Origin of the sequence: Streptomyces abikoensis, from assembly GCF_014648775.1 — a bacterium.
Taxonomy (GTDB): Bacteria; Actinomycetota; Actinomycetes; order Streptomycetales; family Streptomycetaceae; genus Streptomyces; species Streptomyces abikoensis.
Window position 1 is genome coordinate 477,198 of record NZ_BMRT01000001.1, and the last position, 22,420, is coordinate 499,617.

The 22,420-nt window shown below is 72.9% G+C and carries 23 protein-coding genes; 20 read left to right on the forward strand and 3 right to left on the reverse strand.

The genetic code is table 11. The features are described 5' to 3' along the window. Nucleotides 1–3: 3 nt before the first annotated feature. The gene (locus tag IE096_RS02055; protein ID WP_189447732.1) at nucleotides 4–744 is read right to left on the reverse strand and encodes a class I SAM-dependent DNA methyltransferase; all 741 of its coding nucleotides are present in this window, start codon (nucleotides 742–744) and stop codon (nucleotides 4–6) included. 277 nt (nucleotides 745–1,021) lie between these two features. On the opposite strand from IE096_RS02055, the gene IE096_RS02060 reads away from it, so the two are divergent. The 12 genes from IE096_RS02060 to IE096_RS02115 all read left to right on the forward strand — a co-directional run bounded on the left by IE096_RS02060 (nucleotide 1,022) and on the right by IE096_RS02115 (nucleotide 11,247). Beyond that, nucleotides 1,022–1,606, forward strand: a complete 585-nt coding sequence (locus tag IE096_RS02060) for a DinB family protein (protein WP_189447734.1) — start codon at nucleotides 1,022–1,024, stop codon at nucleotides 1,604–1,606. A 49-nt stretch (nucleotides 1,607–1,655) separates the two neighbouring features. Then, nucleotides 1,656–1,946, forward strand: coding sequence for a transposase (locus tag IE096_RS02065; protein WP_229819862.1), 291 nt, complete (start codon nucleotides 1,656–1,658; stop codon nucleotides 1,944–1,946). A gap of 53 nt (nucleotides 1,947–1,999) precedes the next feature. Continuing rightward, nucleotides 2,000–2,497 (forward strand): MvdC/MvdD family ATP grasp protein, encoded by a 498-nt coding sequence (locus IE096_RS02070; RefSeq protein ID WP_229819863.1) that lies wholly within the window; start codon nucleotides 2,000–2,002, stop codon nucleotides 2,495–2,497. Continuing rightward, entirely contained in the window at nucleotides 2,494–2,775 is a 282-nt protein-coding gene (locus tag IE096_RS02075; protein WP_189447736.1) for a hypothetical protein, read from the forward strand. The genes IE096_RS02070 and IE096_RS02075 overlap by 4 nt, the downstream gene beginning before the upstream one ends. A 106-nt stretch (nucleotides 2,776–2,881) precedes the next feature. After that, complete coding sequence (locus tag IE096_RS02080; RefSeq protein ID WP_189447738.1) at nucleotides 2,882–3,565, forward strand: class I SAM-dependent methyltransferase; 684 nt, start codon at nucleotides 2,882–2,884, stop codon at nucleotides 3,563–3,565. Nucleotides 3,566–3,616: 51 nt separating this feature from the next. Then, on the forward strand, nucleotides 3,617–4,495 hold the full coding sequence (locus IE096_RS02085) for an LLM class F420-dependent oxidoreductase (RefSeq protein ID WP_189447740.1): 879 nt from the start codon (nucleotides 3,617–3,619) through the stop codon (nucleotides 4,493–4,495). A gap of 227 nt (nucleotides 4,496–4,722) precedes the next feature. Next, entirely contained in the window at nucleotides 4,723–6,072 is a 1,350-nt protein-coding gene (locus IE096_RS02090; protein ID WP_189447742.1) for a hemolysin family protein, read from the forward strand. Then, a complete protein-coding gene (locus IE096_RS02095; protein ID WP_189447744.1) occupies nucleotides 6,069–7,082 on the forward strand; it encodes a hemolysin family protein in 1,014 nt (337 codons plus the stop codon). Before IE096_RS02090 ends, IE096_RS02095 begins: the two co-directional genes overlap by 4 nt. Nucleotides 7,083–7,135: 53 nt before the next feature. Beyond that, the gene (locus IE096_RS02100; protein ID WP_189447746.1) at nucleotides 7,136–7,930 is read left to right on the forward strand and encodes an SGNH/GDSL hydrolase family protein; all 795 of its coding nucleotides are present in this window, start codon (nucleotides 7,136–7,138) and stop codon (nucleotides 7,928–7,930) included. Nucleotides 7,931–8,040: 110 nt separating this feature from the next. After that, entirely contained in the window at nucleotides 8,041–9,474 is a 1,434-nt protein-coding gene (purB, locus tag IE096_RS02105) for an adenylosuccinate lyase (RefSeq protein WP_189447748.1), read from the forward strand. 2 nt (nucleotides 9,475–9,476) lie between these two features. Next, entirely contained in the window at nucleotides 9,477–10,019 is a 543-nt protein-coding gene (mug, locus tag IE096_RS02110) for a G/U mismatch-specific DNA glycosylase (RefSeq protein WP_189447750.1), read from the forward strand. Between the two features lie 70 nt (nucleotides 10,020–10,089). Further along, nucleotides 10,090–11,247 (forward strand): ROK family transcriptional regulator, encoded by a 1,158-nt coding sequence (locus tag IE096_RS02115; RefSeq protein WP_189447751.1) that lies wholly within the window; start codon nucleotides 10,090–10,092, stop codon nucleotides 11,245–11,247. Nucleotides 11,248–11,280: 33 nt separating this feature from the next. Here the strand turns inward: IE096_RS02115 and IE096_RS02120 are convergent, their stop codons facing one another. Further along, nucleotides 11,281–12,030 (reverse strand): GntR family transcriptional regulator, encoded by a 750-nt coding sequence (locus tag IE096_RS02120; protein WP_189447753.1) that lies wholly within the window; start codon nucleotides 12,028–12,030, stop codon nucleotides 11,281–11,283. Nucleotides 12,031–12,249: 219 nt separating this feature from the next. Here IE096_RS02120 and IE096_RS02125 point away from each other — a divergent pair, with 219 nt between their 5' ends. Next, the gene (locus IE096_RS02125) at nucleotides 12,250–13,008 is read left to right on the forward strand and encodes an SDR family oxidoreductase (protein WP_189447755.1); all 759 of its coding nucleotides are present in this window, start codon (nucleotides 12,250–12,252) and stop codon (nucleotides 13,006–13,008) included. Nucleotides 13,009–13,045: 37 nt separating this feature from the next. Here the strand turns inward: IE096_RS02125 and sigJ are convergent, their stop codons facing one another. Continuing rightward, nucleotides 13,046–13,930: an RNA polymerase sigma-70 factor gene (sigJ, locus tag IE096_RS02130; protein WP_268248272.1), complete on the reverse strand. Its 885-nt coding sequence runs from the start codon at nucleotides 13,928–13,930 to the stop codon at nucleotides 13,046–13,048. Nucleotides 13,931–14,118: 188 nt separating this feature from the next. Here sigJ and IE096_RS02135 point away from each other — a divergent pair, with 188 nt between their 5' ends. The 7 genes from IE096_RS02135 to IE096_RS02165 all read left to right on the forward strand — a co-directional run bounded on the left by IE096_RS02135 (nucleotide 14,119) and on the right by IE096_RS02165 (nucleotide 22,337). Next, nucleotides 14,119–14,949: an alpha/beta fold hydrolase gene (locus tag IE096_RS02135; protein ID WP_189447759.1), complete on the forward strand. Its 831-nt coding sequence runs from the start codon at nucleotides 14,119–14,121 to the stop codon at nucleotides 14,947–14,949. Between the two features lie 111 nt (nucleotides 14,950–15,060). Further along, nucleotides 15,061–16,671 carry an alkaline phosphatase D family protein gene (locus tag IE096_RS02140; protein WP_189447761.1) on the forward strand — a complete coding sequence of 537 codons (1,611 nt, stop codon included), beginning with the start codon at nucleotides 15,061–15,063 and terminating at the stop codon, nucleotides 16,669–16,671. A 60-nt stretch (nucleotides 16,672–16,731) separates the two neighbouring features. Beyond that, on the forward strand, nucleotides 16,732–18,093 hold the full coding sequence (locus IE096_RS02145; protein ID WP_189447762.1) for a dihydrolipoyl dehydrogenase family protein: 1,362 nt from the start codon (nucleotides 16,732–16,734) through the stop codon (nucleotides 18,091–18,093). A 126-nt stretch (nucleotides 18,094–18,219) separates the two neighbouring features. Beyond that, nucleotides 18,220–19,611, forward strand: a complete 1,392-nt coding sequence (locus tag IE096_RS02150) for a GNAT family N-acetyltransferase (RefSeq protein WP_189447764.1) — start codon at nucleotides 18,220–18,222, stop codon at nucleotides 19,609–19,611. Nucleotides 19,612–19,673: 62 nt separating this feature from the next. After that, on the forward strand, nucleotides 19,674–21,359 hold the full coding sequence (locus tag IE096_RS02155) for a DUF885 domain-containing protein (RefSeq protein ID WP_189447766.1): 1,686 nt from the start codon (nucleotides 19,674–19,676) through the stop codon (nucleotides 21,357–21,359). 245 nt (nucleotides 21,360–21,604) lie between these two features. Then, nucleotides 21,605–21,994, forward strand: coding sequence for a hypothetical protein (locus tag IE096_RS02160; RefSeq protein ID WP_189447768.1), 390 nt, complete (start codon nucleotides 21,605–21,607; stop codon nucleotides 21,992–21,994). Between the two features lie 52 nt (nucleotides 21,995–22,046). Further along, complete coding sequence (locus IE096_RS02165) at nucleotides 22,047–22,337, forward strand: hypothetical protein (protein WP_189447770.1); 291 nt, start codon at nucleotides 22,047–22,049, stop codon at nucleotides 22,335–22,337. Nucleotides 22,338–22,420: the final 83 nt, after the last annotated feature.

Genomic DNA, 22,420 nt, shown 5'->3' on the forward strand with positions numbered 1-22,420 from the left:
GCCTCAGGCCGGCTTGCGCCACACGGAGACGTGCTTCGTGGAGTCCTGGGTGAACGGGGATCCGTCCCAGTCCGCGACGCGACGCTCCAGCTCGAGCCCGGCGATCCGCGCCATCAGGTCGAGCTCCGCCGGCCAGGCGTACCGGTGCCGGGAGTTTTCGCGGCGGTATTGGCCGTCCTCGCCGTCGCGGGTGAAGTGGTGCGAGACGAGCATCTGCTCGCCCAGGTCGAAGGTGTCGAAGCCGAGATGTCGCTGGGAGACGTCGAACGGCACCGCGACCTGGCCGGGCGGCAGGAGCCGCAGCGGCGGCACACCCAGCTCGATGACGAACCGACCGCCGGGCTCCAGATGCCGTGCGGCGTTGCGGAAGCACTCCACCTGCTCGTCCTGCGTGAGCAGGTTCGTGATGGTGTTGTAGACGAGGTAGACCAGGGTGAACCCGCCGGGAACGACGGTGGTGGCCATGTCCCCGATGACTACCGGGAGGGTGTCCTCGTCGATCTTGCGCCGCAGCACCGCTGCCATGTGCTCGGACAGTTCGATGCCGAGCACCGGCACGCCGCGTTCCCGGAGGGGGACTCCCACCCGTCCGGTTCCGATGGCGAACTCCAGCGCCCGGCCGTCTCCGGCGAGCTCGGCGAGGAAGGCGAGGGTCGGTCCGAGAACGGCGGCCGAGGACGCCTCGGCCTCCTCGGAGTCGTAGCGGTCGGCGGTCGCGCGGGTCCACAGTTCACTGCTCGTCACGGGTGGCCACTGTGCCGGGTGCCGAGGGGCGCTGTCGACGCATTTAAGTCCCCCGCGGCTCAGCGCGCGCAGCCCGCAACTCGTCGTCGCCTTGCCAGGGCTTCGGCCCGACCGCCCCGCACCTCGTATCACTAAGAGGTTGTCTCACGTGGGCAGATTCCTGAGTTCCTTGCAGCAGGTCGGGGCGATGGCCATAGCTGACCACAGCTCCGCCAGTCGTTGCGGACCGCGTACGGGATCTTGAGACCATGAGCAGCCCATGGCAGGCTCGTGCCGCATGATCGATGAGTTCGCGAAAGACAACCTGCACAAGAGACTGCGGCGGGACCGTGAGGCGCTGCTCTGGAAGCTCGATGGCTTGTCCGAATACGACGCGCGCCGGCCTCTGACAGTGACCGGGACCAACCTCCTCGGCCTGGTCAAACACGTGGCCACGGTCGAGGCCAGGTACTTCGGTGAGGTCTTCGACCGCCCTTCTCCGGAACCGCTGTGCCGGTGGCAGGACTCCGACGGCAGCGATCAATGGGCGGCCGAGAACGAGACGCGCGATCAGATCATCGGGTTCTACCGGCGCACGTGGGAACACTCGGACGCGACGATCAACGAGCTTGCCCTCAATGCCCGCGGCCACGTGCCCTGGTGGTCGGAGCCTTATCCGAACACGAACCTGTTCGCCATCATGGTTCATGTCCTCGGCGAGACCATCCGGCATGCCGGGCACGCAGATATCTTGCGCGAGGGCGTCGACGGCCGGACCGGGGTGCGCGCCGAAAACGAGCAGCCGATCGACGAGGAAGCCCGTGCAGCCTACTTCGCGAAGATCGAGCGGGCCGCCAGGACGGCCGCACCAACCAAATCTTAGAAGGCTGTCCCACGATGTGACGTGATGTTCGAGCGGCATGATGCCGGTCATGAGTGCTGATCCGCCGAAGTGTCTGGTTCCTGATGCCCGATGGGAGCTGGTCGCCCCGTTATTGCCGTCGTTCGCGGCTCGACCGCAAGGCGGTGGGACCGCTCCGTGTGACGAGCAGGCCGTGTTCACGGCAGTGGTGTACGTCCTGATCAGCGGCCGTGCCTGGCGGCATCTGCCGCCGACGTTCGGCACGTCGCCCGCCACCGCGCATCGCCGCTTCACGGTATGGACCGAGGCCGGCCTGTGGCGTCGGTTCCACCGCACGTGGCGACTTCGGTTCATGAGCTGAACCGCCGCCGGGTACCCGTCTTGCGGTTCGATCCGGGGCGGGATCTCCCCGGAATGGCCGTGCTCGCCCGCGCCGAGTACAAGCCCGCTCAGCTCGCCACAGCCTTGCGGCTAGGGCTGCTGGTTCCCGAAGTGGCCGACGTGCGCGCGGTCGTCGTGGGCAACCAGACATTCTGTGCGCGCATCATGGCTCCGCCTGGCGTGCTCGACTGGCGGGTCGAGTACCGCAACTTGCGCTACGAGCCGGTCGACTGCCCGACCGACGTACGCAGCGCCGTGGCGGCGTTCGTCCAGGATTTCGGCCTGAAGTTCGGGGCGTTTGACTTCGCCGTAACCGCCGCTGGTGCCTGGTGGCTCCTGGAGTGCAACCCGAACGGTCAATGGGCGTGGCTGGAAGAAGCGGCCGGCCTGCCGATCACTGCCGCGATGTCCCCCGTGAGGCGTTCCTGTCGCGGGGCTGGTTCGAGCATGACGGGAGCGGCTGGTATCGCCCCGCGCGGCTCGACTCCGCAACCGCTCTGTCCCGGGCGTACGAGGACGACACCCTTGTGACCCAGGTGGCCGGTGCTGTCTTGCTCGCCCGGCCGCAGCTCCCGCCCCCGCTGGGACTGCTGCCGAACCTCGGCCTGGGCGGCGCGGAGCCGGCGGAGCTGGGGGCCGATGCGCTGGACGACTGGGCAGCACGGTTCATCGCGCAGTTCGCCGCACCGACAGCCCTGCGTCTCACCCTGGAACGCGACGGGCGCACAGAACACTTCGTGATCGACGTAGAGGCTGAAACATGGGCGTCCACGCATGAGGAAAACGGGCAACGACTCACCTGGACGTGAGGACAGAGCACAGCAGCGCGTCCGGCGTTCGAGGACAAGGAGGTGCCGGCCGTCCGCCCCGGGGAACAATCGCGGTAGCCGCCGTATCCCCGGGAAGGGGTGTGCCATGCCGCTCCGCAGTACCAGAAACCCGCACGACGCCGTGCACCATCCGGTCTTCGCCCAGGTCTGGGCGAAGGTGAGCCCCGTGCTGGACGAGCGGGCCGGGATGGGTGAATACCGGCGGGAGTTGCTGGCCGGGCTTTCGGGCCGGGTCATCGAGATCGGTGCGGGGAACGGGCTGAACTTCGCCCACTATCCCGGCACCGTGTCGGAGGTCGTGGCGATCGAGCCGGAGCGCCGGCTGCGCCGGATGGCGGTGGAGGCCGCCGTGCGGGCCGGGGTGCCCGTGGACGTGGTGCCGGGCGCGGCGGAGGCGCTGCCGGTCAAGAGCGAGGCGTTCGACGCGGCCGTGGTCTCCCTCGTGCTGTGCTCCGTGCGGGATGTGCGGCGCTCGCTGGGCGAGTTGCGGCGCGTGCTGAAGCCGGGTGGTGAGCTGCGGTTCTTCGAGCACGGCAGCGCTCCGGGCCGGGCGCTCGCGCAGGTGCAGCGGGGGCTGGACAAGACGGTGTGGCCGCTGCTCTTCGGCGGCTGCCACACGGCTCGCGATCCGCTCGCCGCCCTGGCCGGGGCGGGGTTCGAGCTCGGCGAGTACCGGCGGCTGCTGATGCCCCGCACCCGGGTGCCGATGCCCTCCGCGACCTGTGTGCTGGGAGTGGCGCGCCGGCCCGCCGAACCCACGCGTAGCTGAACGGAGGCACCCTCCGGTAAGTTGGTGGTCCACGACAACCGAGGGGGTTCCATGTCACGACCGTTCCGTTTCGCCGTCAACATGCTGAACGCGGGCACGTCCGCCGAGTGGCGGGAGAAGTGCCGCCGGGCGGAGGCGCTCGGCTATGACGTCATCCTCGTGCCGGACCACCTCGGCATGCCCGCGCCCTTCCCCTCCCTGGTGGCGGCCGCGGAGGTCACGGAGCGGCCCAGGGTCGGCACGTTCGTGCTCAACGCCGGGTTCTGGAACCCCACGCTGCTGGCCCGCGAGGTGGCCTCCACCGATCAGCTCACGGGCGGCCGTCTGGAGCTGGGGCTGGGCACCGGCTACGTACGCGCCGAGCACGAGCGGGCCGGGCTGCCGTTCGGCTCGCCGCGCGAGCGGGTGGACCACCTGGAGCGCACGATCACCGAGCTCACCCGGCTGCTCGCCGACCCGGAGCACTGCCCGGCGGCCGCCCAGTCGCCCCGGGTCCCGCTGCTGCTGGGTGGCAACGGGAACCGCGTGCTGCGGCTGGCCGCCCGGCACGCGGACATCGCGGCCTTCACCGGCGCGGCCGCGGACGCCAACGGGGAGAGCCGGCTGATCACCCCCGACGCGCTCGCCGAGCGCGTCGCCGCCTATCAGGGCTTCGCGGCCGGCCGGACCGGGCCCGCCGAGCTCAACTATCTGGTGCACCTCGTGATGCCGGGCGCCGACCGGCGCGCCAAGGTCCGCGAGCACCTCGCCAACGCCCCCGGTCTCACCGAGGACGACCTGCTGGCCCACCCCGCCCTCCTGACCGGCACGGTCAAGGACATGGCCGAGCAGCTGCGGGGCCACCGCGAACGGTACGGCTTCACGTACTTCACCGTCCTGGAGCCCGCGCTGGAGGCCTTCGCCCCGGTGATGGAGGAACTGCGAGGCTGATCACACCCGATCGGCTTTGCTGGTCCTTTACCATTGATGGTCACCGTCGTGATTGATGGTGACCATCCTGTTTCCCAGGAATCCGACCCCGTCATGGGCCCTGTCATGGACCCTGTCATGAGTGAAAGGTGTGAGCGTCCGCCCATGGGCGAGCCCCCCAGTAGTCCCCGGAGCCGACATCGCGCGGTCCTTCCGCCCCTGCCCGATCATGGGACGGAGGTGAACCGATGACCGAAGTCCTCCTCCTGGTGGTGGCACTGCTGCTGACGCTCGCGTGCGCCGTCTTCGTCGCCGCGGAGTTCTCCCTCACGACCGTCGAGCGCGCCGAGCTGGAGCGGGCGGCGGAGAGCGGGGAGCGCGGCGCCGAGGGCGCCCTCAAGGCCGTCCGGAGCCTCACCTTCCAGCTGTCCGGAGCACAGCTGGGCATCACCGTCACCGGCCTGATCATCGGCATGATCTCCAAGCCGTCCATCGCCGCCCTGCTCACCGGCCCGGTGGAGGCGCTCGGCCTGTCCGCCTCGGTGGCGTCCCAGACGGCCCTGATCCTCGGCACGGTGATCTCCACCGTCGTCCTGATGGTCGTCGGCGAGCTGGTGCCCAAGAACTGGGCGATCTCCCGGCCGCTGCCGATGGCCAAGCGGGTCGCGGGCCCGCAGCGCGCGTTCAGCGCCGCCTTCCGCCCACTGATCCGCCACCTCAACAACACCGCCAACCATGTGGTGCGCCGGATGGGCCTGGAGCCCGCCGAGGAGCTCGCCACCGCCCGGGGGCCGCAGGAGCTGATCGCGCTGGCCCGTCACTCCGCCAAGGAGGGCGCGCTGGAGGCGGACACCGCCGAGCTGTTCGTCCGCACCCTGAACCTCGCGGACCTGACGGCGGAGAACGTGATGACCCCGCGCGTGCAGGTCATCGCGCTCGACGTCCGGGCCACCGTCGAGGACGTCGCCAACGCGACGCTCGCCACCGGCCTGTCCCGCTTCCCCGTCTACCAGGGCGGCCTCGACACGGTCGTGGGCACCGCCCACATCAAGGACGTGCTGGCCATACCGGCCGACGAGCGCCCGCGCCGTCCCGTCTCCGCGATCCTGCGCGAGCCCGTGCTCGTCCCGGAGTCGCTGACCGTGGACCGGCTGCTGGACCGGCTCGCCGGCAAGCGCAGCATGGCCGTCGTCATCGACGAGTACGGCGGCACCGCCGGCGTCGTCACGCTGGAGGACATCATCGAGGAGGTCGTCGGCGAGGTGCGCGACGAGCACGACCCGCACGAGCTGCCCGACCTGGCCCCCGCCGGCCGGGACGCCGACGGCCGCAAGCTCTACGACGCCGACGGCGCGGCCCGCACCGACCAGCTGGAGCACATCGGGCTGCGCGTGCCGGAGGGACCGTACGAGACCGTGGCCGGACTGATCGCCACCGAGCTCGGCCGGATCCCGGACGAGGGCGACACGCTCGAGGTCGCGGGCTGGCGGATCCGGGTCACCGACGCCTCCGGGCGCCGGGCGGCCCGGGTGCTGCTGACGGCTCCCCTGCCGGAGGCGGACGGCGGCGCGGCCGCCGAGGGGGGTGCGGACCGATGACGCTCGTCCAGCTGCTGATCGGGCTGGCGACGCTGGTCGCCAACGCCTTCTTCGTGGGCGCGGAGTTCGCCATGATCTCCGTGCGCCGCGGCCAGATCGAGCCCTACGCGGAGGACGGCGACCGCCGGGCCCGCGGCGTCCTGTGGGGCCTGAAGCACATCTCGGCGCTGATGGCCGCGGCCCAGCTCGGCATCACGCTGTGCACGCTGGTCCTCGGCGTGGTGGCCGAGCCCGCCATCGCGCATCTGACGACGCCGCTGTTCGAGGCGGTGGGGATGCCGGACGGGATGATCCACCCGCTGTCCTTCGTGATCGCGCTGGCCCTGGCCACCTACCTCCACATGCTCTTCGGCGAGATGGTGCCGAAGAACATCGCGCTCGCCGAGCCGGTGCGCACCGCGCTGGTGCTCGGCCCGCCGCTGGTGGCGCTGGCGCGGGCCCTGCGGCCGTTCGTCTTCGCCATCAACCGGCTGGCGAACGGGCTGCTGAAGCTGCTGCGCGTCGAGCCGAAGGACGAGGTGACGGCCGTCTTCTCGGACGAGCAGCTCGCCCGGATGGTCGCCGACTCCAGCGCGGCGGACCTGCTGGACCGGCGGGCCACCGCGCGGCTGCGGAGCGCCCTGGAGCTGGGCAAGCGCCCGGTCCAGGACGTGGTGATGCCCCTGGAGCGCGTGGTCAGCGCCCACTTCGGGGTGACCCCGGAGGAGCTGGAGCGGCTCTCCGCCAGCTCCGGCTACTCCCGCTTCCCCGTGGTCGACGACGGCAGCCGCATCCTGGGCTACCTCCACGTCAAGGACGCGCTGGACGCCAAGCCGCGGGACATGCCCTTCCCGTTGCGGCGGATGCGCCCGATCGCCCGCGTCCGGGCGGACACCCCGATGGACGACGTGATCACGGCCATGAGCGGCACCGGCGCCCACCTCGCCGCGGTCATCGGCGAGGACAACCGGCTGGCCGGGCTGGTCACCTTCGAGGACGTGCTGCGGGAGCTGGTCGGCTCCCGGCCGTGACGGGAGCCCGGCACCGGCGTTCCCCGGCGGCGGGGCGATAGGATCGCCCCGCCATGTCGATGAATGCCACGTACACGCACCCCGAGCCGTACTCGAGCTTCGTCGCCGTCGGCGACTCCTTCACCGAGGGCATGTCCGACGGTCTGCCGGACGGTTCCTACCGGGGCTGGGCGGATCTCCTCGCCGCCCGGCTCGCGGCCCGGACCACCGGCTTCCGCTACGCGAACCTGGCGGTGCGGGGCAAGCTGATCGCCCAGATCGCCGACGAGCAGGCCGGCCCGGCGGCCGCCATGGGCGCGGACCTGGTGACGCTGGTGGGCGGACTCAACGACGTCCTGCGCCCCAAGTGCGACGTGGACCTCGTCTGCGCCCGCCTCGCCGAGGCGGCGGACAGGCTGGCCCCGAGCTGCCGGCAGCTGGTGCTGATGCGCAGCCCGGGTCGCCGGGGGCCGGTGCTGGAGCGGTTCCGGCCGCGCATGGAGCACCTCTTCGGCTTCGTCGACGAGCTGGCCGAGCGGCACGGCGCGCTGGTCGTCGACCTCTTCGGCGCGGACGTCCTGGGCGATCCCCGGCTGTGGGCCGAGGACCGGCTGCACCTCGACGCCGAGGGGCACCGGCGGGTGGCCGAGGCGGTCTGGCAGGCGCTGGGCCACCCGGCGGAGTCCGACTGGCGGGCGCCCCTGCCCCCGGCCGCGCGCCCCGGCTGGACCGCCCGCCGCGCGGCCGACGCCCGCTTCGCCCGGGAACACCTGGGCCCGTGGATCGGCCGCCGGCTGACCGGCCGCTCCTCGGGCGACGGCCGCCCACCCAAACGCGCCGAGCTGCTGCCGTACGAGGCCCTGTCGTAGCCGGTCTCGCGACCGGCCCCCGTGGCAGGCCCAGCGGCAGCGCTCTCGTAGCAAGCCACAAACCGGGGCGGGGCGTCCGTCTGCGCGAACCGCCAGTAGACTTCGGTCACGTGACTGCAAAGCCCCGCATCCCCAACGTCCTCGCCGGCCGCTATGCCTCCCCCGAGCTCGCCGTGCTGTGGTCCCCCGAACAGAAGGTGAAGCTGGAGCGCCGGCTGTGGCTGGCCGTGCTCCGCGCGCAGAAGGACCTGGGGATCGAGGTGCCGGACGCCGCCCTCGCCGACTACGAGCGCGTCCTCGACCAGGTCGACCTGGTCTCGATCGCCGAGCGCGAGAAGGTCACGCGGCACGACGTGAAGGCCCGCATCGAGGAGTTCAACGCCCTCGCCGGCCACGAGCACGTCCACAAGGGCATGACCTCCCGCGACCTCACGGAGAACGTCGAGCAGCTGCAGATCCGGCTCTCCCTGGAGCTGGTCCGCGACCGCGTCGTGGCCGTCCTGGCCCGGCTCGGCAAGCTGGCCGCCGACCACGCGGAGCTGGTCGTCGCGGGCCGCTCGCACAACGTCGCCGCGCAGGCCACCACGCTGGGCAAGCGCTTCGCGACCACCGCCGACGAGCTGCTGGTGGCCTTCGCCCGCACCGAGGAGCTCCTCGCGCGCTACCCGCTGCGCGGCGTCAAGGGCCCGGTCGGCACCGCCCAGGACATGCTCGACCTGCTCGGCGGCGACACCGCCAAGCTCGCGGAGCTGGAGCGCCGGACCGCCGAGCACCTCGGCTTCGCCCACGCCTTCACCTCCGTCGGCCAGGTCTACCCGCGCTCCCTGGACTACGAGGTCGTCACCGCGCTGGTCCAGCTGGCCGCCGCGCCGTCCTCGCTCGCCAAGACGATCCGCCTGATGGCCGGCCACGAGCTGGTCACCGAGGGCTTCAAGCCCGGCCAGGTCGGCTCGTCCGCGATGCCGCACAAGATGAACACCCGCTCCTGCGAGCGCGTCAACGGCCTGATGGTGATCCTGCGCGGCTACGCGTCGATGACCGGCGAGCTGGCGGGCGACCAGTGGAACGAGGGCGACGTCTCCTGCTCCGTGGTGCGCCGCGTGGCGCTGCCGGACGCGTTCTTCGCGCTCGACGGCCTGCTGGAGACGTTCCTGACCGTCCTCGACGAGTTCGGCGCCTTCCCGGCCGTCGTCGCCCGTGAGCTGGACCGCTACCTGCCCTTCCTCGCCACCACCAAGGTGCTGATGGGCGCGGTGCGGGCCGGGGTCGGCCGCGAGGTCGCCCACGAGGTCATCAAGGAGCACGCGGTGGCCTCCGCGCTGGCGATGCGCGAGCAGGGCGCCGAGCGCAACGAGCTGCTGGACAAGCTGGCCGCCGACGAGCGCATCCCGCTGGACCGCGCCGGGCTCGACGCGCTGATGGCCGACAAGCTGTCCTTCACGGGCGCGGCGGGCGACCAGGTCGCCACCGTGGTCTCCCGGATCGAGGAGATCGGCAAGCGGTACCCGGAGGCCGCCGCCTACGCTCCGGGGTCCATCCTCTGAGGATGACGACTCGCGAAGAGCTGGAGGCCGCCCGCGACCGCCTCGTCCCCGACGTGGTCGCGGCCGGCCTCGACGTCCTGTTCTGCGGCATCAACCCCGGGCTGGTGAGCGCCGCCACGGGCCATCACTTCGCCCGGCCCGGCAATCGTTTCTGGCCGGTCCTCCACGCCTCCGGCTTCACGCCGCGCCGGCTGGCCCCGGGGGAGCAGGACGAGCTGCTCGCGTACGGGCTCGGGATCACCAATGTGGTGGCCCGGGCCTCGGCGCGGGCCGACGAGCTGACCGAGGCGGAATACCGCGAGGGCGGGCAGCTCCTCGAGGAGAAGGTCCTCCTGCTGCGGCCGAAGTGGCTGGCGATAGCCGGTGTGACCGCCTACCGCGTCGCCTTCGGCGACAAGCGGGCGAAGATCGGGCCGCAGGAGCGGACGATCGGTGACACGCGGATCTGGGCGCTGCCGAACCCCAGCGGGCTGAACGCGCACTGGACGCTGCCGCGGATGGCGGAGGAGTACGGAAGGCTGCGGTCCGCCGTGACCGGGGGCTGACGCTCGCCCCTCGCCCTCCCACCGGCTACGATCCGTCCGGCAAAGGGCGCGCAAAGCTAGGAGGCGGCACGTGGGGCGGCTCACCGGCGGGGATCCGTCGCTGCTGCGGCGGATCAATTCGGCCGTGGTGCTGCACGCGCTGCGCGCCGCCGAGGCCCCCACGCTCACGGACCTGGTCAAGGTGACGGGCCTGTCCCGGCCGACCGTCGAAGGCGTGGTCGAAGGGCTGATCGACACCGGTCTGGTGGTGGAGGCGGCCGTCGACGAGGGCGCGACGCGCCGTCAGGGCCGCCCCGCCCGGCGGTTCCGCTTCCGGGTGGAGGCCGGGCATCTGCTGGGCGTGGAGATCGGCCCGCACCGCGTCGCCGCGCTGATGGCGGACCTGGGCGGGCGGGTGATGGGCTCGGCCCATGTGGAGGTCTCCGCGACGGCGTCGGCTGACGAGCGCCTGGAGCGGGTGCGGGTGGCCGTCACCGATCTGCTCAAGCGCGCGGGCGTGCCCGGCGATTCGCTGCGGGCGGTGGGCGTGGCCACCCCCGGCATCGTGGAGGCGGACGGCACCGTACGGCTGGGCACGGCGCTGCCCGGGTGGACGGGGCTGCCGCTCGGGGAGCGGCTGCGCCGCTCGTTCCGCTGCCCGGTGCTGGTGGAGAACGACGCCAACGCGGCCGCCGTGGCCGAGCACTGGAAGGGCGCGGCCCGGCAGTCCGACGACGTCGTGTTCGTGCTGGCCGGGCTGAGCCCGGGGGCGGGCGCGCTGATCGGCGGGCGGCTGCACCGGGGCTTCGGGGGCGCGGCCGGGGAGATCGGCGCGCTGCATCTGCTGGGGCGCGAGGCCACCCCCGAGGAGGTCCTCTCCCCCACCGGGGAACCGCTGCACCCGCTGGACGAGGCCCAGGTGGCCGAGGTGTTCGCGCTCGCGGAGCGCGGGGACGAGCGGGCGCGGGCCGCCGTGGAGCGGTATCTGCGCCGGCTCGTCCACGACGTGGCGGCGCTGGTGCTGGCGCTGGACCCGGAGTTGGTCGTGGTCGGCGGCTGGGCCGCCGGCCTGGACGGGATCCTGGAGCCGCTGCGCACCCGGCTGGCCCGCTACTGCCTGCGGCCGCCGCTGGTGGCCCAGTCGCTGCTGGGCGAGGCGGCGGTGGCCACGGGGGCACTGCGCCTGGCCCTCGACCACGTCGAGAAGCAGCTCTTCGCGGTCGAGAGCACGGTCACCGCCCGGCGGTGACCGGCGGCCCGGCGAGCCGTGGTTGACGGTGCGTCAGCCCGCCAGGAGCTGGACGGCGGGGGACGTGGCGTCCCCGAAGGTCAGCCGGCAGGTGTCGGCGCGGTAGGTGGCCACGGCGACGGCGGCGGTGCGCCCGCCCGAGAAGTAGCGCGTGGTGACGACGAGGACGGGTGAACCGGGCAGCCTGTCGAGCTGCTTGGCGTCGTCGGCGCGGGCCGAGCCGAGCTCCACGGCCTGGTCCTGGCCCTCCAGCCGCAGCCGCTGGAGCTCGCGCAGCACGGCGTGGGCGCGGGCCGGCCCGGCAGGCGGCGCGTCGGCGGCGAGGCCGGGCACGCCGGCGGCGGGCACGTACAGCACCTCGGTGGCGACCGGCTGGCCGCGCGTCTTGCGGGTGCGGCGGACGGTGTGCAGCGCTGTGGCCGGATCCATGTCGAGGAGCCGTGCCACGGCGCTCGGCGGGGTCTGTTCGCCGGCGTCGACGGGCTGCCAGGCGTCGCCCGGGGCGCCGGGCCAGGAGTGCTCGGTGTCGGTGACCGCGACTCCCATCCGGGGCGGGGCGACGGTGGTGCCCACGCCGCGCCGGCGCTGCAGCCGGCCTTCGAGCTCCAGTTGCTCCAGCGCCTGCCGGAGCGTGGCCCGGGCGACGCCGAAACGGGCAGCGAGCTCACGCTCGTTGGGCAGGATCTCCCCCACCGCGAACTCCGAGTCCAGTGCGTCGCTGAGGACGGTTTTCAGGTGCCAGTACTTCGGCTCGGGCACCGGTTCCAGCTGCGTACTCCCCACCCTGACCCTCCGCAAAGGCTTTTCGCGCGCTTATTTATTAAAGGTTGTTGCAGTATGCCTGCGACCATAGGGCGGTGGGCGTACTTGGTCAAGACCAATGGCGTCGCGAACCGGCCACTGTCAGTGCCTTCCGATACCGTCGGATACGGTTGTTGATCACCAGTACGAGTCGGCCGAAATCGACGGAACGGCAAGCGACGGAACGGCAGGGGGCGGACGATGCGACAGGTCCCGGACCAGGTCACGGTGGTCACCGGAGCGAGCAGGGGCATCGGCGCCGCGGTCGCGCTGCGGCTGGCGCGCGCGGGGCACGCGGTGGCCATCGGCTACGAACGCTCGGCGGAGGCCGCGGAGAAGACGGCGGAGGCGGTGCGCGCGGAGGGCGTGGCGGCTCTCGCCCTCCAGGTGGACACCAGCGTCGAGAGCGAGGTCGACGCGTTCTTCGAGACGGTGAAGGAACGGCTCGGCGCGGTCACCGGCCTCGTCAACAACGCCGGGATCACCGGGCTGTTGGGCCGGTTCACGGAGACCCCCGTGGAGCAGATGCGCCGCGTGGTCGACGTCAACGTCACCGGCGCGCTGATCTGCGCGCGGCGGGCGGCGCTGGAGATGTCGACGAGCCGCGGCGGGCACGGCGGCGCCATCGTGAACATCTCCTCGGCCGCCGCCACCCTCGGCAGCCCCGGCGAGTACGTCCACTACGCGGCGAGCAAGGCCGCCGTGGACGCCATGACGGTGGGCCTGTCCAAGGAGCTGGCCGCCGAGGGCATACGGGTCAACTCCGTCCAGCCCGGCATGATCGTCACGGACATCCACGCCTCGATGGGCGACCCCGATCGCCCCTGGCGCAAGGCCGACGGGATACCGATGGGCCGCCCCGGCGAGCCGGAGGAGGTCGCCGGGGCCGTGGCGTGGCTGCTGTCGCCGGAGGCGTCGTACACCACGGGCGCGGTGCTGCGCGTGGCCGGCGGGCTCTAGCCGCTCCCCGGCCCGCCCCGGCGCCCCGGCCGGGGCGTCAGGGCAGCACCCCCGTCAGCTTGTCGGGGTTGCGCATGACGTGGATCTCCGTGATGAGCCCGTCGGTGGTCTCGACGCTGACGACGCTGTCCGGCAGTCCTCGGGACAGCACCAGCAGCGCCGGGCCGCCGTTGACCTCGACGACGCGGAGCTCCGGGTCGGGCAGCGGCTTGGCGGCGACGCCGAGCAGGAAGCGGGCGACCTTGTCGGCGCTCTCCAGCACGCGCAGCGGGGCCTTGGCCTTGCCGCCGCTGTCGCCCACGAGGCGGACGCCGGGCGCGAGGAGGGCGAGCATGTCCTCGACGCTGCCGCCGGTCGCGGCGGCGAGGAACCGTTCGGTGAGCTCGCGGCGGCGCGCGGCGTCGACGTCGAAGCGCGGTCTGCGCTCGGCCACATGACGGCGGGCCCGCCCGGCGAGCTGCCGCACGGCCGCCTCCGAGCGGTCGAGGACCTCGGCGATGTCCGCGTAGGGGAAGCCGAACGCCTCGCGGAGGACGAAGACGGCGCGCTCCAGCGGGGAGAGGGATTCGAGGACGACGAGCAGGGCGAGGGAGACGGTGTCGGCGAGCACGGCCCGCTCGGCGGTGTCGGGGACGGTCGTGCCGAAGTCGGTGGCGACGGGCTCGGGCAGCCACGGCCCCACGTACGTCTCGCGCCGCGTGTGCGCCAGGCGCAGCCGGTCGAGGGCCAGCCGGGTGGTGACGCGCACGAGGTAGCCGCGCGGGTCGTGGACGTCCTCGCGGTCCGCCGCCGACCAGCGCAGCCACGCCTCCTGGACGACGTCCTCCGCGTCGGCGAACCGGCCGAGCATCCGGTACGCCACCCCTCCCAGGGTGGCGCGGTGTTCCTCGAAGACGTCGAGCAGGGGATCCGTTGCGTTCACCTCCTCATCCCAGCCGAGGGGGGCGGTGATTGTCCACGTGAACCGGGTCTCACCGGCTGCTCTCATGGCTGCTCCCGGCCGGAGACGGCTGGAGGCGGCCGGAGATCGCGTCCACGCTCTACCCAGCGGTAACCGTTGCTGACATCCTGTCTCGGTATGTCGCCCCACGGATGACGAGGAGCCGCCCCATGGCCGAGAAGATCTCCTTTCCCGTCGACACGCCCTCCGGACCGCGCACGGCCACGGTGGTGTACGAACGCCTCGGCGGCGGGGAGCCCATGGTCCTGCTGCACGGGATCGGCCACCATCTCCAGGTCTGGGACCCGGTGGTGGGCCTGCTCGCCGCCGAGCACGACGTCATCGCCGTCGACCTGCCGGGCTTCGGGCTCTCCCCGGGGCTGCCCGGCGGGATCTCCTACGACCTCAAGGGCGTGGTCCCCGTCCTCGGCGCGCTCTTCGAGGCCCTCGGCCTGGACCGGCCGCACGTCGTGGGCAACTCCCTCGGCGGCCTGATCGCCCTGGAGCTGGGGCACCGGAAGCTCGTCCGGTCCGTCACCGCCCTCTCCCCCGCCGGATTCTGGACCCCCGGCGAGCGCCTCTGGGCCTACGCGGTGCTGCGGGCGCTGCGGACGGGCGCGGAGCGGCTGCCCGAGCCCACGGTGGCCCGCATGGCCCGGACGGCGGCGGGCCGCGCCGCGCTGGTCGGCGCCATCTACGCCCGGCCGGGCCGCCGTTCGCCCGACGCGCTGGTCGCCGAGACCCGGGCGCTGCGCGAGGCGACGGGATTCGAAGCCACCCTGGCCGCCGGGCGCTCGCTGCTGTACGCCCACGACGTGCCGGACGTGCCGGTCACCGTCGCCTGGGGCACCCGTGACCGGCTGCTCCTACGACGCCAGGGGGTGCGGGCGAAGAAGCTGATCCCCGGGGCCCGGCTGGTGCGCCTGCCCGGCTGCGGCCACGTGCCCATGAACGACGACCCGGCGCTCGTCGCCCGCGTCGCCCTGGACACCTCGCGCTGAACGCCGTTCACGGCGTGTTCGACTGCCGGGCACCTCGCCCCGGTAGGAACGGGACCACTGAGGGAACCGCTGATGAACGAGTCATCGGCCGGGCACAGGAGGTTTCGATCGATGACGAAGGCATACGGCGGCTCGGGGGTCGGGCGGCGGTCGGTGCTGCGGGGTTCCCTGGCGGCCGCCGGGGCGGCCGCCCTGCCGCCGCTCGCGGGGGCGACACCCGCACAAGCGCTGCCCGCACGGGCTTCGTCCGCGCCGGCGCAGCTCCTGTCGGGACGGCCGAGCGCCGACTGGGGCGTACAGGCCGGTGATGTGACGGCCTCGTCGGGGCTGGTGTGGGTGCGCTCGGACCGTCCGGCCCGGATGATCGTGGAGACCTCGGCGACCGAGTCGTTCCGGAACGTCCGTCGCTGGACCGGGCCGGTGGTCGGCCCCGGCACGGACTTCACCGGCCGGACGGCCCTGCGCGGCCTGCCCGCCGGGGAGCGCGTCCACTACCGGGTGGTCCTCGCCGACCCCGACGACCCCCGGCGCACGAGCCGTCCGGTGTACGGCTCGTTCCGCACGGCCTCCACGCGCCGCGAGGACGTCCGGTTCCTCTGGTCGGGCGACCTCGCGGGGCAGGGCTGGGGCATCAACCCCGACCGGGGCGGCTACCGGATCTTCGAGCACATGCGCCGCCTGGACCCCGACTTCTTCCTGTGCAGCGGCGACAACATCTACGCCGACAACCCCATCCCCGCGACCGTGGCCCTGCCCGGCGGCGGCACCTGGCGGAACATCACCACGGAGGAGAAGTCGAAGGTCGCCGAGACCCTGGCCGAGTTCCGGGGCGCGTTCCGCTACAACCTGCTCGATACGAACCTCCGGCGCTTCAACGCCCAGGTGCCCACCGTCGTGCAGTGGGACGACCACGAGGTGCACAACAACTGGTACCCCGGCCAGCTCCTGGACGACGCGCGGTACACGGAGAAGCGGGCGGACGTCCTCTCCGCGCGCTCGCTCAAGGCGTTCTCCGAGTACTTCCCCCTCTCCACCCTCACACCCGACGCCGACGGACGCGTCCACCGGGTGCTGCGCCACGGCCCGCTGCTGGACGTCTTCGTCCTGGACATGCGCACCTACCGGAACGCCAACTCGCCGAACCGGCGGCCCGACGACGCCCAGGGCATCCTGGGCGAGCGCCAGCTGCGCTGGCTCAAGCGGGAGCTGTCGCGCTCCCGCGCGGTGTGGAAGGTGATCGCCTCCGACATGCCGCTGGGGCTGGTGGTCACGGACGGGCCGGTGAACTTCGAGGCGGTCGCGCAGGGCGACCCGGGCGCGCCGCTGGGCCGTGAGCTCCAGATCGCCGAGCTGCTGCGGCACATCAAGCACCAGCGGATCACGGGCACGCTCTGGCTGACGGCGGACGTCCACTACACCTCGGCGCAGCACTACGCCCCGGAGCGGGCGGCGTTCAAGGACTTCGCGCCGTTCTGGGAGTTCGTCTCGGGCCCGCTGAACGCGGGCGGCTTCCCGGCGGTGAAGCTGGACGGCACCTTCGGGCCGGAGCAGCCCTTCGTCAAGGCACCCGCGACGGCGAACGTCCCGCCCGGGCAGGACAGCCAGTTCTTCGGCGAGGTGGCCATCGACGGGGACAGCGGCGAGCTGACCGTGCGGCTGCGGAGCGAGACCGGCGGCGTGCTGTTCACCAAGGTGCTCCAACCGGGGCGCGTCGGACAGTGACGCCCTCGCGGCGCGGTGGGATGGTGGCGGTCTCACCCCTCGCGAGGAAGGTGCGGTGCCATGGCCGAACAGGTGGATGTCGTCGTCATCGGGATGGGCCCCGGCGGCGAGCACGTCGCGGGCGGTCTGGCGGAGGCCGGACTGGCCGTGGTGGGCGTCGAGGCCGAGCTGGTCGGCGGAGAGTGCCCGTACTGGGCCTGTGTGCCCAGCAAGATGATGATCCGCGCCGGGAACCTGCTGGCCGAGGGCCGCCGGATCCCCGGCATGGCGGGCTCGGCGCGGGTCGACGCGGACTGGGCCCCGGTCGCCGCCCGGATCCGGGACGAGGCCACCGACGACTGGGACGACCGGGTCGCCGCCGACCGGTTCACCGGGAAGGGCGGGCGGCTGGTGCGCGGCCGGGGGCGGCTCGCCGGGCCGGGAAAGGTGGCGGTCGGCGACGAGGTCTTCGAGGCCCGGCGCGGGATCGTGATCGCCACGGGCAGCAAGCCGCAGATCCCGCCGGTGCCGGGCCTCGACTCCGTGCCGTACTGGACGAACCGGGACGCGATCGCCGCGAAGGAGCCGCCGCGCTCGCTGCTGGTGATGGGCGGCGGGGCGATCGGCGTGGAGCTCTCGCAGGTCTACGCCCGGTTCGGGTCGCGCGTCACCGTCGTCGAGGCGATGGACGACCTGATCCCCGCCGAGGAGCCGGAGGCGGGCGAGCTGCTGGCCGGGGTGCTGCGCGCCGAGGGGCTGACGCTCCGCACGGGCACCCGGGCGGAGCGGGTGCGGCACGACGGCGACGCGTTCGTGCTGGAGCTGGCGGACGGCACGGAGCTGACGGGCGATCAGCTGCTGGTGGCCACCGGCCGCCGCGCGGACTTCTCCGGGCTCGGGCTGGACACCGTCGGCCTCGACCCGTCGGTCAAGGCGCTGCCGACGGACGGCCGGATGCGGGTGGCGCCGGGGCTGTGGGCGCTGGGCGATGTGACCGGGCACGGGGCCTTCACCCATGTGGCGATGTACGAGGCGGACATCGTGCTCCGCGAGATCCTCGGCCAGGGCGGCCCGGACGCCGACTACCGCGCCCTGCCCCGGGTGACCTTCACCGACCCGGAGGTCGGCGCGGTGGGCCTGACCGAGAAGCAGGCCCGCGACAAGGGGCTGCGGGTGCGCACGGGGCTGTCCAAGGTGCCGGACTCGGCACGCGGCTGGATCCACAAGGCGGGCAACGAGGGCATGGTCAAACTGGTCGCGGACGCCGAGCGCGGGGTGCTGGTCGGCGCCACGGCGATGGGCCCCATGGGCGGCGAGGTGGTGTACGGCCTGGCGGTGGCGGTCCAGGCGGAGGTGCCCGTGACCACGCTCCGGCACATGATCTACGCCTACCCGACCTTCCACCGCGGGGTGGAGGACGCGCTGCGCGACCTTGGCGCGTAACGCGACCTTGGCGCGTAAACATCAGGAAAATTAACCCAGCGGGCACAGAAGCGAACAGAAAGGTCCTTTACTCATCGGACACAGGGTGTTCGTGATCAGGCAACACCGCTCCGCCAGGGTGGCGGCATGACCGACGAGACCATCGCGAAGAGCTCCCACCGGCACCACTGGCGCCGGGACCTGGTGGAAGTGGCCGCCCTGTTCGCCGCGGTCGCCATCGCCGACTCCGTCGCCGACACCGTCGTCCACGGCCCCGACGGCCCGGTCCTGCTGTGGGCCTCCGCCGGGGCGCTGCTGGCCACGGCGGGCTTCCACACCTGGTGGTCCCGGCGCCGGGGCCACGCGCCACCGGCCGCCACACCCCCGGCAGCGGCCCCCGACGCCGCCACGCCGGCCGCCCGCCCCGGCGGCGCCACGACGCTGTGGCGGATGCGGACGACCGTACGCGACGAACCCGGCAGCCTGGCCGCCCTCGGCCTGGCCCTCGCGGACCTCGGCGTCGACATACTGTCCCTCCAGACCCACCCGCTGGGCGACGGCACCGTGGACGAACTGCTGCTGCGCGCCCCCGCCGCGCTCAGCCCCACCGAGCTCACCCGGGCCGCCGCCGAGGGCGGCGGCCGGGACACCTGGCTGGAGCGGGCCGACGCCCACGACCTGGTGGACGTCCCCACCCGGGTCCTCCACCTCGCCACCCGCACCGCCCTGGACGCCGCCGAACTGCCGCTCGCCCTGCGCCGGCTGCTGGGCCGCTGCACCATCCGCTCGATACCGGCCGCCGGCTCCGGCGCCGCCGGCGGGTCCGTGCCCTCCGTGCCCGACGAGGGGCTGTGGGAGGGAACGGTGATGCGGCTGCGCGACCCCTCCGGCGGCGCCATCACCATCGACCGCCCGTATCTGCCCTTCACCCCGACCGAGTTCGCCCGCGCCCGCGCGCTGGTCGAGCTCGACGCCCGCCTGGGCCCGCGCGCGGTGCGCCCGGGTGATGTGCTGACGCTGCCCGAGGGCGGCGAGATCACCGTCCGGCGGGCCGGCACCGGCGACCTGGACGCCGCCCGGGAGATGCACGAACGCTGCTCCCCCGCGACGCTCTCCCAGCGCTACCACGGCCCCGTCGGCGACACCGACCGCTATCTCCACCACCTGCTGAGCCCCCGCTTCGGCCGCACCCTGGCCGCGTACACCACGAGCGGACGGCTGGTGGCGCTGGGACATCTGCTGTGGGACGGCGACGAGACCGAGGTGGCGCTGCTCGTCGAGGACGCCTGGCAGCGGCGCGGGGTCGGCGGCGAACTCCTGCGCCGGCTGGTGGCCATGGCCGCCGAGGCGGGCTGCGCGAGCGTCTACGCCGTCACGACCGCCTCCAACACCGGGGTCGTCGCCGCCATGCGCGCCCTCGAACTGCCCCTGGACTACCAGGTCGAGGAGGGCACCCTCGTCATCACCGCCCGCCTCGCCGCCCGGCCCCCGGCCGCCCCGGCGCGTTCGACGACCGTACGCCGCGCCACGGGCGGCTGACCGGCCGTCCGTCGCGGGAAAAACCGGTGACGCGGCGGTACCGCGCGTACGAGGATGGGCGCATGCCGAACACCACCAGCGCACCGCTGCCCCGTCAGGTCGCCGACGCCCATGTCAGCGCTCTCATCGAGCTCGATCCGATCACCGGCACCTATCTGGGCCTGGCGGAGAGCTCCCGGCGGCTGCCGGACTTCTCCCCGGAGGGTCAGGCGGCCGTCGCCGACCTGGCCCGCGCCACCCTGGCGGCGCTGACCGAGGCCGAGGCGCGGCCCGGCGGGGACAGCGACGGCGAGCGGCGCTGCGCCCGGCTGCTGCGCGAGCGGCTGACCGCCGAACTCGCCGTGCACGACGCGGGCGAGCACCTGCGCGCGGTCAGCAACATCCACTCGCCGCTGCACGCGGTGCGCGAGGTGTTCACCCTCATGCCGCTCGACGGCAAGGACGACTGGTCGGCCGTCGCCGAGCGGCTGCGCGCCGTGCCGGCGGCCCTGGAGGGCTACCGCGCCTCCCTCGCCGAGGGGCTGTCGCGGGGGCTGCTCGGCGGCCCCCGCCAGGTGACCACGGTGCTGGGGCAGTTGACGGAGTGGATAGGCACCGGCGCGGGCTGGTTCGGCGACTTCGTCGCCGCCGGGCCCGAGGACCTGCGCGCCGAGCTGGCGGAGTCGGCGCTCGCCGCCACGGGCGGCCTCGTCGAGCTGCGCGACTGGCTGCGGGACGTCTACGCCCCGGCCGTCGAGGGCGCGCCGGACGTCGTGGGCCGCGAGCGGTACGCCCGCTGGTCCCGCTACTGGAACGGCACCGACCTCGACCTCGACGAGGCGTACGCCTACGGCTGGTCCGAATTCCACCGGATACTCGGCGAGATGCGCGTGGAGGCGGAGAAGATCCTGCCGGGCGCCAAGACCCCGTGGGAGGCGCTGGCCCACCTCGACGCGCACGGCACCCACATCGAGGGCGTCGAGGAGGTGCGGGTCTGGCTCCAGGAGCTGATGGACGAGGCGATCGAGGCGCTGGACGGCACCCACTTCGAACTGGCCGAGCGCGTCAAGCGCGTCGAGTCCCGCATCGCCCCGCCGGGCGGCGCGGCGGCGCCGTACTACAGCCAGCCGTCCGAGGACTTCTCCCGCCCGGGCCGGACGTGGCTGCCGACCATGGGCGAGACCCGCTTCCCGGTGTACGACCTGGTGTCGACCTGGTACCACGAGGGCGTGCCCGGCCACCACCTCCAGCTGGCGCAGTGGACGCACGTCGCTGACCGCCTCTCCCGCTACCAGGCCACGGTCGGCATGGTCAGCGCCAACTGCGAGGGCTGGGCGCTCTACGCGGAGCGGCTCATGGACGAGCTGGGCTTCCTCACCGACCCCGAGCGCCGGCTGGGCTATCTGGACGCCCAGATGATGCGCTCCACGCGGGTGATCGTCGACATCGGCATGCACCTGGAGCTGGAGATCCCCGAGCACTCCCCCTTCCACCCCGGGGAGCGCTGGACGCCGGAGCTGGCACGGGAGTTCTTCGGCATGCACAGCGGCCGCCCGGCGGACTTCGTCGACAGCGAGCTGGTGCGCTACCAGGGGATGCCGGCGCAGGCGATCGGCTACAAGCTCGGCGAACGGGCCTGGCTGACGGGCCGTGAGGCGGCGCGGAAGCGGCACGGGGACGCGTTCGACGCGAAGGCCTGGCACATGGCGGCGCTGTCGCAGGGTTCGCTGGGGCTGGACGATCTGGTGGCCGAGCTGTCGGCGCTGTGACCATGCGCCGGTGGGCGGCGGCGACCGCGGTCGCCGCCGTCCACCGGCGCCGTCGCTCCCGGATTCGTGCCGGGAGTGACACATCTTGGCCAATGCTCTGTCATGCCAACTCCCCCTGAAATCCGGCATGTTCACTCCGGCGGGTGGATTGGGGCCACCAATGGCCCCATCGGCGTATTTCCGGCACGAACGCCAGCATCATGGGTGCCGACCAGCCCGCGCCCATCCGCCGAAGGGGATCCCCCATGCGCCTGGCCCCCGCGCTGTTCGCCCTCGCGAGCGCCCTCGCCCTGACCCTCTCGTCCGCCACGTCCGCGCACGCGCAGGAACAGCTCGGACTCAACTACAAGTACACGAGCACCACCACCGGGGACACGGTGAGCGCGAGCCTGCCGGAACAGCCGCCCTTGAACGATTGCCTCCTCATCCAGCAGGTCGCAGAGCTCGAACCTGGGGCCCCAAACGCGGATGCGTTCGCGCCCCAGAACACCAGCACCAGGGCCAACGCCCAGATCTTCGAGAGCGACGACTGCACAGGCACCGCCAAGGTCGTGCTCAAGCCTCGCAGCGGCCAGGAGCCGGACAGTGTCACCTTCCGGTCGGTGAAGTTCGTGTTGCCCCCGCAGACCACATAGGCAACGACAGCCGACTTCCCATCCCCCCACTTCGTCTCAGCGAGGACACTCCATGACCGGAAGCATCCGCACCCGTCTCGCCGCGGCCCTGGGCACCCTCGCCCTGGCCGTCGGAGGCGTCGTCATCGCGGCGCCCGCCGCCCACGCCGACGGCCCCAGCTGCGCCAACTACCTCGCGGGCGGCAACCCCGCCCGCAGCACCATCGGCGCGGAGATCGCCTGCGCACTCGGCGCGACCGGGGTCCCGACGGCCAGCAAGCTGCTGTGCGACACCGTGATGGGCAAGGTCGACCAGGTCGGCCCGGCCAGGACCGACACCGCCTGCAAGCAGGCCGGCGGCTGACACCGGCGCGACGGCGCTGTGAGCACCCCGCTGCTCACAGCGCGGACGCCGCTTCCACGGCAAAACCATTGATCCGCCGGGTG